An 11,621-nucleotide genomic window follows, 5' to 3' on the forward strand; every position below is an offset into this window, starting at 1 on the left:
GGCCGGGGGCTGCTTCGCGGCGCTGATCCCGGCGTCACTGGTCTACGTCGGGGACACCTGGCCGGCGCACGTCCGTCAGCGTCCGCTGTCCGACGTGCTCGCCGCGTCCGCGCTCGGCACGGCGGCGGCGACCGCGGGCGCGGGCCTGCTCGCCGACCTGGTGAGCTGGCGCGCGGTCTTCGGGATGACCGCGGTGGCGGGCGGTGCGCTGTGGTCCGCCCTCGCGCGGCTCCCGGAACCGGAGCTGGAGCCGGTGTCGGGCAACCCGCTGCGTCCCCTCGGCCGGGTGCTGAGGGTCCGCTGGGCGTGGGTGGTGCTGCTGCTCGCGTTCGTCGAGGGTGTCGTGGTGCTCGGGGCACTCACCTATCTGGCGCCCGCGCTGCAGTCGCTGGGCTCGTCGGCGGCCGTCGCGGGCCTGGTGTCCGGCGGGTTCGGGGTGGGCGCACTCCTGTTCTCGCGGGTGGTGCGGCTACTGGTCGGCCGGGTGCCACCGGCCGGGCTGGCCGGGATCGGCGGCGGGTTCCTGGCCGCGGCCTGGGCGGCGCCGGCGATCACGGTGACCGTGCCGACCGTGCTGATCGCCGGGCTGCTGCTCGGTGGGTCCTGGGCGTTCCTGCACTCGACGCTGCAGAGCTGGGCCACCGACGTCGTCCCCCAGGCGCGGGCGGCCGCGGTCGCGCTGTTCGCCACGGTGCTGTTCCTCGGCAGCTCCGCCGGTACCGCGATCGCCGCGCCGGCGGCCGACGACGGGGCGTTCGGGCTGCTGTTCCGGACGGCGTTCATGGTCGCCGTCCCGCTCGCGGTGGTGGCCGTGCTGGCCCGGGCCCGCTACGACCGCCGACGGCCGCGGACCGCCATGGAGCCCGCCGACGGATCACGCCACCGGCCTGAGGTCCCATCCGTCGGCGTCACCGTGCAGAGTGTGCACATGGTTGATCACGGTTCGGGCAGGGTGGCACTGGTGACCGGCGGATCCCGCGGGATCGGCGCGGAGATCGCCCGGCGGCTGGCGGGCGAAGGGTTCGCGCTGACGGTGGCGGCGCGTCAGGAGGCCGGAGTCACGGCCGTCGTCGAGCAACTGCGCGCCGAGTTCGGCGTCGAGGTGCTCGGGGTGGTGGCGAACATGGCCAAGGATGAGGACGTCGCGCGGCTCGCCGCCGCGCACGAGGAGCGCTTCGGGCGGCTCGACCTGCTCGTGCTCGGCGCCGGCATGGGCATCGACGAACCGGTCGCCGCGGTCCGCCCCAAGGCCTACGACCTGCAGCTCGCGGTGAACCTGCGCGCGCCGGTCCTGCTCGTCTCGCAACTGCTGCCGCTGCTGCGCTCCACCGCGAAGGCGAACCCGGCGGCGGGCGCCCGGGTGGTCGCCCTCGCATCGATCACCGGGGTGGCGGGCGAGGCGGGGCTGGCGGTCTACGGCGCGAGCAAGGCCGCGCTGATCTCGTTCTGCGAGACGCTGTCGCTGGAGGAGTCGGCCGGCGGGGTCAGCGCGACCGCCGTGGCGCCGGGCTATGTCGACACCGACATGACCGAGCACCTGCGCGACCGGCTCGACCGGAGCGCGATGCTCACGGTCGACGACGTCGCCGAGCTCGTGCTGAGCCTGACCCGGCTGTCGGCGGCCGCTGTCGTGCCCACGATGGTGGTGACGCGCGCGGGGCCGCAGATGTGGCGGGCGTGAGCCGCGGCGCCGGGGGGACCGCTACTCCCGCGGCTCCCGGGGCTGCAGCATCGCGAGCAGGTCCGGGGTGTGCGGGTCGTCGGCCGTGCGCTCCAGGTAGCGCTCCCCCGAACCGGGGCAGCGCTGGGCCGTGACGACGGTGCCGCGGGCCCGGTACCGGTTGTGGTCGTGCAGCACGCCGTCGGGCGTGACGTGCTTGAGCAGGCCACAGCGGCCGCACGTGCCGTAGTGCGGGTGACTGCGGGCCGGGGTCCGGACGTCACGTACAAGCTCGTTCACGCAGATTGCCTCGTCTCGACCCGATGCGGTGATGCTGCACCGGATTCGGTGGGGGACGGCGTCGGTGCCGCGTGGCGGGAAACGGTAGCCGCTCACGGGATGCAGCCGTATCGCCCCGGAGGGTGACTGCCGGATCGGGTGTTCTCCGATGGGGCGGGGCGCGCCGGATGCGACGATGGGGGACCGCGACCCCGCGGCCGGAGCGCCCGCCCGGACGGCTCAGAGCACCGGGATCCGCCGATCGCGGTTGTGCAGGGCGATGTCGGTGAACGTGGCTCGTCCGACGCCGTGGCCGAAATGGCTGACCGCGATCAGCCAGACTCCGACGATGCGGTCCGGTGGGTCGCCCATGAACCGGCGGTGGTCGTCGAAGACGTTGCGCGACTCGCGGTGGAGCCGCCCCAGTCCGGCCGTGCCGGTGCGGACCGGCACGTGCGTCTCGCGCTCCCGCCAGCGGCGGACCGGGCAGTCGAAGGTGTCCTCGACGGGGCGCAGGGCGCTGCTCCAGAACCACGTGAGGTCGCGACCGGAATCGAACTCCACGGCGATGCTCAGGTAGTCGTGGGTCCAGACGGTGTTCTCGGCCGCGCTGCCGGGTAACGCGTCGACCCGCCAGGTCCACTCGATGGTCGTGTCCGGGTCCAGCGCGAGGTCGACGTCGGTGCGGATGATGCCGGCGTCGTCGTCGCACACCACGTCGATGGCCGGGCGGCCGTCGAGGCGGGCGTGCCGGTAGATGTCCCCCGGCCCGATGTCGCGCAGGTACCCCCAACCGGCCGGGGGCACGACCGGGTCGCTCAGCCGGGCGGCCTCGGCGGCGGCGAGTCCCGGGTCGGCGACGTCCGCGCCCAGCACGGCCAGGCCGTCCACCGGGTCGGTGCCCGCGGGCCAGCGCAGCACCGTGACCTCCAGGGCTCCGGAGGCCCGGCGGTACGGGCCGTCGCCGGTGGCGAGTGTGCCGTATCGGTCGGCCCACGCTCCGATGTAGACGCACAACTCGAGGACGCCGTCGTGGTCGATCACGACGGTGGTGGTGTCCTGGGTGCAGCCGAACGTCGTTCCACCGGGCACCCGGCCCCACAGGTGGTACTTCGGGCCGGCGCCGACGTCGTGGGAGTCCGACCAGTTGATGAAGCCGGCGCCGAGGAGGGTGACCCGCTCCCCGCGGCGCACCGACAACCCGGTCGAGGTCCACGGGGGACGGTCGCCGGGGAGCACGAGGTGCGCCGCTTCGGGTGCCGTCGTCAGCCGGGTCATCGGCTCACCCTGACAGACCGGACGTGATCGTGGGGCGAAAGCGCATGTTCATCGGGCCGGCGTGACCGGGTGCCCCGCCGGCCGGCCCCACGATCCTGCGGAATCTCGGCCGAACCGGTTCACGACCGGCGTGCGAATGCTCACCGGCGAACACCGGTCCGGCCTCGTGATCTGCGTGCCGGAACGGCCACGATCCGCCCGGCCCCGCGCCGGAAAGCGGCGATAGGCCGCCGAGTGTCAGTGGTTCTTGTGGTAGGCCTCGAGAACATTCGTCGGGATGCGGCCGCGCTCGGAGATCTTCATCCCCTGCTGCTGGGCCCATTCCCGAATGGCCTGGTTCTGCTCACGGTCCGCAACGGGGCGGGCCGGGGCCGGGGACGAGCCTCCGCCCCGCCGGCCGCCGGTGCGGCGAGCTGCGGAAATGAACGGGGCGAGCGCGTCGCGCAACTTGCTGACATTCGCGGCCGACAGGTCGATCTCGTACGATCTGCCGTCGACGGAAAACTCGATCTGCTCGTCGGCTTCGGTGCCGTCCAGGTCGTCGACCAGCGTGACCGTCGTCTGCTTCGCCACGTGCGCTGCCTTTCAGAGTTTTCGGGTACACCACAGGGCCCCGGGTGAACCGGGACCGGGCATGCTGTTGGAGTCCTGTGAGTCGGAATTCCTGGAGTGACAATAATGGAGGCCGTGGGGGAATGTCGATTCGGCCCCTGGTCCATGTGCAGGAGTCGGCTGCCAATCACTCTTTCGGACGCAACCGGACGGACAGGTAATCCCCGGAAAGGGAGCCAGGTCACTCTCCGAAAGGTCTCAGGCGACCGGAGACCACCAGTCTCGCATCGGCGGTGGCGCCGCGACGTCGATTCGTTCGCCGGGGCGGGGGACCGCGAGCGGGATATCGAGGCTTTCGGTTGCGGCACGCAGCCGTTCCACCGGCTCCGACCACGGGTGGAACCCGAGATTGAACGTGGCCCAGTGGACCGGGAGGAGCAGGCCACCACCCAGATCACGGTGCGCGCGCACGGATTCCTCGGGTGTCATGTGAACGTCCGGCCACCGCTCGCTGTACGCGCCGATCGGCAGGACCGTGAGGTCGAACGGGCCGAACCTGTTGTTGATCCGGGCGAACGCCGCCGTGTAGCCGGTGTCGCCGCCGAAGAACACCCGCCGGCCGGCTGCCCCGGCGATCACCCAGGACGACCACAGCGTGGTGTTGCGGCGCAGCGAGCGCCCGGAGAAGTGGCGGGCCTCCGTGCAGGTGAGGGTGAGACCGCCGACGGTCGCCGACTCGTTCCAGTCGAGCTCGACGACCCGGTCCCCGGGTACGCCCCAGCGGCGCAGGTGGGCACCGATACCCAGCGGCACCACGAACGGCGCCGAGCCGGTCCGCAGCAGCGCCCGGACCGTCGGCAGGTCGAGGTGGTCGTAGTGGTCGTGGGAGATCACGACGGCGTCGACCGGGGGTAACGCGTCCAGGGGAGCCGGCACCGGATGCAGCCGGCGCGGACCGACGAGCCGCGACGGGGAGACGCGGTCGCTCCACACCGGGTCGGCCAGCACGCGGCGGCCGTCGATCTCGATCAGCACCGTGGAGTGGCCGTACCAGGTCGCCGCGAGCGTCCCGGCGGTACCGGGCACGTCCACCGGGGCCAGCGGCACCGGGCGCGTGGGGCGCCCGGTCCGGCCGCGGCGGATCAGCGCGCGCACCACCGGCCCGGCGCTGCGCGCGTTCAGCAGGGCGCTCGGCTCGGTGTTGCGGAAGACCCCGTCGGTGACGTGCGCGCGCCCGGCCGCGGCGGCCGTGCCGGCCGCCAGCTCGGCGCGCGACGCCCCCATCGAGGTCGGCACGCCGTGGGCGGCGCGCAGGACGGTGGCGGCGGCCATGAGGGTGCCACTGAACAGCAGGGGGCGGGTCGGGGCGAACCTGCGGACCGTCACCCTCACAGCCTACGAAGCCGGGTCGGGTCAGGACCGGGCGGCGAGCGTGGCCAGCGGGGCGGCGAGCGCACGCCACTGCGACTCGGGGACCTCCCGGCGATGCGCGCCCAGCGCCTGCACCGCGACGTGGTCGGCGCCCGCGTCCAGGTGGGCCCGCACGCGGTCGAGCACCCGGTCGGCGTCGCCCCAGGCGACCAGCGCGTCGACGAGGGCGTCGCTGCCGCCGTCGCGCAGATCCTCCTCGGTGAAGCCGAGCTCGCGGATGCTGTTCACGTAGTTCGGCTGGTTGAGGTAGACCGAGGTGTAGACGCGGCCGATCTCGCGTGCCCGTGCCGGATCGGTCTCCAGGACGACGGCCTGTTCCGGGCACAGCAACGGCCCGGCCCCCAGGATCTCCCGCGCACGGGCGGTGTGTTCGGGGGTGACGAAGTACGGGTGCGCCCCCTCGGTCCGCTCCGCGGCGAGCCGCAACATCCGGGGGCGGAGCGCGGCGAGCGCGTACCGCACCGGTGTCGTCGGCCGGTGGGCGGTGTACGGGGCGGCCTCGATCCCGTCGAGGTACTCGCGCATCGCGGTCAGCGGCTTGGCGTAGGTGTGCCCCCGCAGGTCGCCGACGAGATTCTGGTGACTCACCCCGAGCCCGATCAGCACCCGCTCCGGGAAGGCTTCGGTGAGCGCCTTCGCCGCGGACGACGTGGCGACGGCGTCACGGGCCCAGATGTTGGCGATCCCGGTCGCCCCGATGAGGCGCCGCGTCGCCGACAGCAGCAGTGCGAGGTGGACGAACGGGTCCCGGCCGGCGACCTCGGGGATCCACAGTGCTCCGTAACCGAGTTCCTCCAGCTCGGCGGCCAGTTCCCGGGCGCGGGCGGCGGGCACGGCGTCGAGTGCACCGGTCCACAGACCGATGCGTGGGAGGAGCAGGCTCTGGTTCTCGGTCACGCCCAGAACCTACGTTGATCTCATGGTGGTGCACACGGAACGCCGCGGGCGGGTCCTGTTGATCCGGATGGAACGGCCGGCGAAGCGCAACGCGGTCGACGCGGAGATGACCCGCGGTCTCGACGCGGCGCTCAATGAACTCGACGACGACCCCGAGCTGTGGGCCGGGGTGCTGGCCGGGACGGCGGATGCGTTCTGCGCCGGGACCGACCTGGCGTCGGGCGCGGGGGAGCCGACCCCCCGCGGCGGCAACTACGGGGTGGTACGCCGGGACCGGTCGACGCCGCTGATCGCGGCCGTCGAGGGGGTCGCCTACGGCGGCGGGTTCGAGATCGTGCTGTCCTGCGACCTGGTCGTCGCCTCCCGGACCGCGCGGTTCGCGTTGCCCGAGGTGGCCCGCGGGCTGATCGCCAACTGCGGCGCCCTGTTCCGGACCCACCGGCCGCTGCCGCTCAACATCGCCCGGGAGATGCTGCTGACCGGAGAGCCGCTGGGGGCGGAACGGGCCTGGTCGCTGGGCCTGGTGAACGAGCTGACCGAACCGGGGCGGGCCGAGCAGGCGGCGTTGGCGCTGGCCGAGCGGGTGTGCGCCAACGCGCCGGTCGCGGTCGGCGCGACGCTGCGGGCGCTGGAGGAGGTCGTCGCCGAGCCGGACGAGCGCGGCTGGGCCGCGACGGCGCGGGCCACCGAGACGATCATGGCGTCGGCGGACCGGGAGGAGGGTGTGGCGGCGTTCCTGGACAAGCGGCCGCCGCGCTGGACGGGCCGCTGACCGCCGCGATCGCCCGCGTCACCGCTCACGCGACGCTGAACTCGCGCACCATGCCGAGTGTGAAGTGCGGCGGCCCGGTCCCGGGGGTGTCGGCGCTGGTCGTGCCCTGGGGGACCGAGCACACCGCGCCGTAGCGGCCCGGGGTCAACGGGACGAAGAGCGTGTCGGTCCGACCCGGCTCGGCGAACGTCGTCGCGACCTCGGTGAGCATCCCCGTCGCCTGCTGCTCGGGCAGGTTCAGGATCTCCGCGAGGGGCTGCGTCACCCCCTCCTTGAGCTGGAGGACGGCCACCTCGTGCAGTTCCCGGCCCTGGTTGGTCAGCGTGATCGCGATCGTCCCGGCCTTGATGCTGGCCGGCAGGCCCTGGAAGTCGTACTCGGTCGCCGTGACGTCGATCTTCTCGTAGCCGCACTCCTGGAGCATGTACGTGTCGATGTTCTGCTCGGCGGTGTCGAGTTCGGGCGACTGCAGGGTCGCGGCGTCCCCGGTGGCCGCGGCCTGGCGGTACAGCCGGGCCACCGTCCCGACGTCGGCCTTCACCGCCTCCGGGGCCTGCTGCTCGACCGCCGCCAGGGACGCCTCCAGCTCCGTCGCGAACTTCTTGACGGCAGCCTGGACCTGCTCCGGGGTGGCCGTTGCCTCGTCGACGTCCGGACCCGCGCTCGCGGCGTCGTCGAACTCCACTGCCGCGGAGCAGAACGCCGCCGTCCCGCTCGACGGGGCCGGGGTACCGGCGCCGCCGGAGGTGTCACCCCCGCCGCATCCGGCGAGGGCCAGCACCACGATGGCGGCGGCGCCACGGGCGCGGAAGTGCCCGGTGACGCGCTGATGTCTGCTCGTCATCTTCTGCCCCCCCGGTCCGGCGGGTGCACCCACCATGTGCGAGTACCACTCGGCGCCCGCGCGAAATCGTCGCCAGCGGTCGCTCCTCAGAGTGTCGGCGGCGGGCCGAACGCCGGGAAGAGGTCGGGGGCGAAGGTCGTGATCTCCGCGGGATGAGAGCTGCCGTTCGCAGCTCACCTCCGTTATGACGGGCGCGGGGCGGGAAAGTCATCGCGCGCCCGTCGGTGCCCGGCGAGGGCGGTGACCGTTCAGTCGAGTCCGCCGCGTTTGACCAGCTGGGCGGCGATGACGTTGCGCTGGATCTCGTTGGTGCCCTCTCCGACGATCATCAAAGGGGCGTCGCGGAAGTAGCGTTCGACGTCGAACTCGGTGGAGTAGCCGTAGCCGCCGTGGATGCGCACGGCGTTCAGCGCGATCTCCATGCCGACCTCGGAGGCGAAGAGCTTGGCCATACCGGCTTCCATGTCGCAGCGCTGCCCGGTCTCGAACTTCTCCGCCGCGTGCAGGATGAGCTGGCGGGCGGCGGTGAGCTTGGTGGCCATGTCGGCGAGGTAGTTGCCGATGGACTGGTGCTGCCAGATCGGCTTGCCGAAGCTCTCCCGTTCCTGGGCGTAGCGCAGGGCGTCGTCGAACGCGGCGCGGCCGACGCCCAGTGCCCGGGCGGCGACCTGGATGCGGCCGGTCTCCAGGCCCTTCATCATCTGCGCGAAGCCGCGGCCTTCGGTGCCGCCGAGCACGGACGAGACCGGGGTGCGGTAGTCGTCGAAGGTGAGCTCGCAGCTCTCGACGCCCTTGTAGCCGAGCTTGGGCAGGTCCCGGGAGACGGTCAGGCCGGGGCCGTGCTCGACGAGCAGGATGGACACGCCGCGGTGCTTGGGTTCGGCGGTGGGGTCGGTCTTGCACAGCAGCGCGATCAGCTGGGAGCGCCGGGAGTTGGTGATCCAGGTCTTGGCCCCGTTGACCACGTACCGGTCGCCGTCACGGCGGGCGACGGTGGTCATGGCCTGCAGATCGGAGCCGCCGCCGGGCTCGGTCAGCGCCATGGTGGCGCGGACCTCGCCGGTCGCCATCCGCGGCAGGTAGTGGTCCTTCTGCTCGTCGGTGCCGAAGGCGAGCAGCAGCTTGGCGACCACGGTGTGCCCGCCCATGGCGCCGGCCAGGCTCATCCAGCCGCGGGCGAGCTCGGCCGTGACCAGGGCGTAGCAGGGCATCGAGACCGGCGCCTCCCCCCAGGGCTCCGGGATGGCCAGGCCGAAGATCCCGAGCTCCTTCATCTGCTCGATGAGCTTCTCGGGGTAGGTGTTGTCGTGTTCGAGCTCGCGCACCACGGGGCGCACCTCGCGGTCGACGAACTCCCGGACCGTCGCGACGACGGCCCGCTCCTCGGTGCTCAGACTGGTCACGATGGCCCCTTCGCCGTTGCTGCTCCTAGCACTATGGACGCCGCCGCTCCCGCGGCCGATGTCGGCTCGGTCTCACCGCGCCCGTCCGGGCAGGAACCGGCGCCGGACCGCGGGCGGTGCGGGTTCTCCCTCCGGTTCCGCCGGCGCGGGCGGCAGCCGCACCGCGATCTCCCCGCCCAGCCGGAAGCCCGCTGCGAGCTCGAGGTCGTCACCGCTCCAGAACCGCCCGGGGTCGTACCAGTTGGGCCTGCGGTCGGCGGACAGCAGCCCCATCTCCTCGTAGGTGACGGCGACGACCTCCGCGCAGTACGCCGTCTCGAGTACCGGGCCCCGCGGGCCAGCTCCTGGGCCTGCGGTGCCCGGCCGCGCAGCCAGCGCGACGCGAGCCGCGTCGTCGACGGGAAGGGGGTGCCGTCGAGGCGGGCCACGGTGCGCAGCGCGGCGTCCTCGTGCTCGCGGGTGACCGGGCCGTCGAGCTGGCGCAACCAGCCGCGCTGGCCGTAGCGGTGGCCCCACTGCAGTACCGCGTCGCGCAGGTCGTGCAGCTGGACGCCGCGCTGATGCCTGCCCGACCACAGGTCCGGCAGCGAACGGCCCAGCTCGGCGTGCCACATGAGCGGCGGGAGGTCGTCGATGACGATCGACATGCCGACGTGGTTGACCGGGGAGTTGGTCAGGCCCCGGATCGCCCGGTCGGCGCCGCTGCGTCCGCGGAACACCCAGATGTCCCCGGTGCGGGTCAGCTCCAGCGCGCGGTCGAGGCTGATCGTGGTGCCGCTCACGGGCGAATAGCCTAGGGCGATGCGGTGGTGGAAGGTGGTCGGACTGGCCGGGCTGGCCGGTGTCGCGGCGAGCGGGGTCGTGACGGCGCGCGCGGAGCGGCGCCGTCGCGCGTACACCCCGGACGAGATCCGCTCCCGGTTGCACGAGCGGGTCGCGGCGGCCGCCGCGCGGGAGCGCGACGCACCGGCGAGCTGACCCGCCGGCCGCGGCCCGGGGCGCCCCCTCGCCGCCCCGGACCGCGAGGTCCCTACAGGTTCGCCGTCGCCGCGGTGAGGTAGTCGGCGAACTTGCGCTGTGCCGCCTCCCGGCGCGTCGGGACGTGTTCGGTCGGCACGTCCGCCGGCGTGTACCCGCGCAGCAGCCGGCGGGCCACCGACTCCTTGTGCACCTCGTCCGGGCCGTCGTAGATCCGCGCGGCGCGCGCGGCGCGGTACATCTGCTCCAGGGGCAGGTCGCCGGAGAAGCCGAGTGAGCCGTGGATCTGGATCGCGCGGTCGATCACGTCGTGCAGCACCTTCGCGCCCCAGTACTTGATCATCCCGATCTCGATCCGGGCGTTCGAGGCGCCGACCTGGTCCATGGTCCACGCCGCGTGCAGCGTGAGCAGCCGGGCGGCCTGCATCTCGGCGGCCGACGTGGCCACCCAGTCCTGGATCATCTGCTTGTCGGCCAGGACCGAGCCGTGGGCGTAGCGGCTGACCGCGCGCTCGCAGAGCATGTCGAACGCCCGCCGTGACTGGCCGAGCCAGCGCATCGCGTGGTGGATCCGCCCCGGTCCCAGCCGCTGCTGAGCGAGCTTGAAGCCGTCGCCGGGGTTGCCGACGAGGTTCTCCTTCGGCACCCGCACATCGTCGTAGACGATCTCGGCGTGCCCGCCGTAGAGCTCACCGCCGATCTCCGGGTGGTCCATGACGGGAATGTCCCGCAGGATGTTCACCCCGGGTGTGTCGACCGGGACGATGATCATCGACGAGCCCCGGTACGGCGAGACGTCGGGGTCGGTCACGGCCATCACGATGAGGAAGTCGGCGATCGACGCGTTGGACGAGAACCACTTGTGCCCGTTGATGACGTACTCGTCGCCGTCCAGGACCGCGCGCGTCGACAGCAGCGTCGGGTCGGCGCCCGCGCCCGGCTCGGTCATCGAGAAGCAGCTGCGCAGCTCGCCCCGCAGCAGCGGGTGCATCCACCGTTCCTTCTGCTCCTCGGAGCCTCCGATGGCGAGCAGTTCGGCGTTGCCGGAATCGGGGGCCTGGTTGCCGAACACGCCCGGGGCGTACCGGCACTGGCCCAGGATCTCGTGCATCAGGCCGAGCTTGACCTGCCCGAATCCGCCGCCGCCGAGCTCGGGCGGCAGGTGGGCGGCCCACAGTCCGCGCTCCTTGACCTGCTCCTTCATCGGCGCGGTGATCCGGGCGAAGGTCTCGCGGTCCAGATCCAGGGTCTCCAGCGGAATGATCTCCTCGCGGACGAATCCGCGCATCCATTCCAGCTGGGCCTCGAACTCCGGTTCGGTGGAGAAGTCCCACGCCATCGTGATCTGACCTCCGCAGGTTGTCGGCTGGCGTCCGTGGCGGTCCCGGCATCGTGCAGGGAGACGCGCTTCGCCGACGGTAGAGCAGCGGCAGCGACTAGCTGATCACCCTCGCCGGTGGGGCGACGACGTCGGCGTCCCCGGCCGGGTCGGATGCGGGTGCGGTGGGGCGGACCTCGTCGGCGGGC

Annotated in this window: 12 protein-coding genes; 3 read left to right on the forward strand and 9 right to left on the reverse strand. The window is 72.8% G+C overall.

Annotated features, from left to right (window positions below; genetic code table 11):
- A partial coding sequence (locus HF519_RS31935; protein ID WP_246245290.1) for an SDR family NAD(P)-dependent oxidoreductase occupies nucleotides 1–1,681 on the forward strand: 1,681 nt, incomplete at its 5' end.
- Between the two features lie 21 nt (nucleotides 1,682–1,702).
- Here the strand turns inward: HF519_RS31935 and HF519_RS27145 are convergent.
- The 5 genes from HF519_RS27145 to HF519_RS27165 all read right to left on the reverse strand — a co-directional run bounded on the left by HF519_RS27145 (nucleotide 1,703) and on the right by HF519_RS27165 (nucleotide 6,097).
- On the reverse strand, nucleotides 1,703–1,960 hold the full coding sequence (locus HF519_RS27145) for a hypothetical protein (RefSeq protein WP_169415830.1): 258 nt from the start codon (nucleotides 1,958–1,960) through the stop codon (nucleotides 1,703–1,705).
- Nucleotides 1,961–2,179: 219 nt separating this feature from the next.
- Nucleotides 2,180–3,217, reverse strand: coding sequence for a DUF3047 domain-containing protein (locus HF519_RS27150; protein WP_169415831.1), 1,038 nt, complete (start codon nucleotides 3,215–3,217; stop codon nucleotides 2,180–2,182).
- Nucleotides 3,218–3,454: 237 nt separating this feature from the next.
- Nucleotides 3,455–3,790 (reverse strand): histone-like nucleoid-structuring protein Lsr2, encoded by a 336-nt coding sequence (locus HF519_RS27155; RefSeq protein WP_169415832.1) that lies wholly within the window; start codon nucleotides 3,788–3,790, stop codon nucleotides 3,455–3,457.
- A gap of 237 nt (nucleotides 3,791–4,027) precedes the next feature.
- Complete coding sequence (locus tag HF519_RS27160) at nucleotides 4,028–5,155, reverse strand: MBL fold metallo-hydrolase (protein ID WP_312860381.1); 1,128 nt, start codon at nucleotides 5,153–5,155, stop codon at nucleotides 4,028–4,030.
- 27 nt (nucleotides 5,156–5,182) lie between these two features.
- Nucleotides 5,183–6,097, reverse strand: a complete 915-nt coding sequence (locus tag HF519_RS27165) for a TIGR03620 family F420-dependent LLM class oxidoreductase (protein ID WP_169415833.1) — start codon at nucleotides 6,095–6,097, stop codon at nucleotides 5,183–5,185.
- Nucleotides 6,098–6,119: 22 nt separating this feature from the next.
- Between HF519_RS27165 and HF519_RS27170 the strand changes: the two genes are divergently transcribed.
- A complete protein-coding gene (locus tag HF519_RS27170) occupies nucleotides 6,120–6,869 on the forward strand; it encodes an enoyl-CoA hydratase-related protein (protein ID WP_169415834.1) in 750 nt (249 codons plus the stop codon).
- A gap of 25 nt (nucleotides 6,870–6,894) precedes the next feature.
- Here HF519_RS27170 and HF519_RS27175 read toward each other — a convergent pair whose 3' ends face one another.
- The 3 genes from HF519_RS27175 to HF519_RS27185 form a co-directional block, all read right to left on the reverse strand.
- A complete protein-coding gene (locus HF519_RS27175) occupies nucleotides 6,895–7,713 on the reverse strand; it encodes a cupredoxin domain-containing protein (protein WP_169415835.1) in 819 nt (272 codons plus the stop codon).
- Nucleotides 7,714–7,961: 248 nt separating this feature from the next.
- Nucleotides 7,962–9,116, reverse strand: coding sequence for an acyl-CoA dehydrogenase family protein (locus HF519_RS27180; RefSeq protein WP_169415836.1), 1,155 nt, complete (start codon nucleotides 9,114–9,116; stop codon nucleotides 7,962–7,964).
- Nucleotides 9,113–9,898 carry a hypothetical protein gene (locus tag HF519_RS27185; protein WP_246245292.1) on the reverse strand — a complete coding sequence of 262 codons (786 nt, stop codon included), beginning with the start codon at nucleotides 9,896–9,898 and terminating at the stop codon, nucleotides 9,113–9,115. Before HF519_RS27185 ends, HF519_RS27180 begins: the two co-directional genes overlap by 4 nt.
- 19 nt (nucleotides 9,899–9,917) lie before the next feature.
- Here HF519_RS27185 and HF519_RS27190 point away from each other — a divergent pair, with 19 nt between their 5' ends.
- On the forward strand, nucleotides 9,918–10,094 hold the full coding sequence (locus HF519_RS27190) for a hypothetical protein (protein WP_169415837.1): 177 nt from the start codon (nucleotides 9,918–9,920) through the stop codon (nucleotides 10,092–10,094).
- A 52-nt stretch (nucleotides 10,095–10,146) separates the two neighbouring features.
- Here HF519_RS27190 and HF519_RS27195 read toward each other — a convergent pair whose 3' ends face one another.
- Nucleotides 10,147–11,433: an acyl-CoA dehydrogenase family protein gene (locus tag HF519_RS27195; RefSeq protein WP_169415838.1), complete on the reverse strand. Its 1,287-nt coding sequence runs from the start codon at nucleotides 11,431–11,433 to the stop codon at nucleotides 10,147–10,149.
- Between the last annotated feature and the right edge of the window lie 188 nt (nucleotides 11,434–11,621).

It is taken from the genome of Pseudonocardia bannensis (genome assembly GCF_012911875.1).
GTDB lineage: Bacteria > Actinomycetota > Actinomycetes > Mycobacteriales > Pseudonocardiaceae > Pseudonocardia > Pseudonocardia bannensis.

What these genes read in the sequence shown, in the direction of transcription:
- HF519_RS27150 (WP_169415831.1), bottom strand. Translation starts at nt 3,217, where the DNA reads ATGACCCGGCTGACGACGGCACCCGAAGCGGCGCACCTCGTGCTCCCC.
- HF519_RS27170 (WP_169415834.1), top strand. Translation starts at nt 6,120, where the DNA reads ATGGTGGTGCACACGGAACGCCGCGGGCGGGTCCTGTTGATCCGGATG.
- HF519_RS27175 (WP_169415835.1), bottom strand. Translation starts at nt 7,713, where the DNA reads ATGACGAGCAGACATCAGCGCGTCACCGGGCACTTCCGCGCCCGTGGC.
- HF519_RS27190 (WP_169415837.1), top strand. Translation starts at nt 9,918, where the DNA reads ATGCGGTGGTGGAAGGTGGTCGGACTGGCCGGGCTGGCCGGTGTCGCG.
- HF519_RS27195 (WP_169415838.1), bottom strand. Translation starts at nt 11,433, where the DNA reads ATGGCGTGGGACTTCTCCACCGAACCGGAGTTCGAGGCCCAGCTGGAA.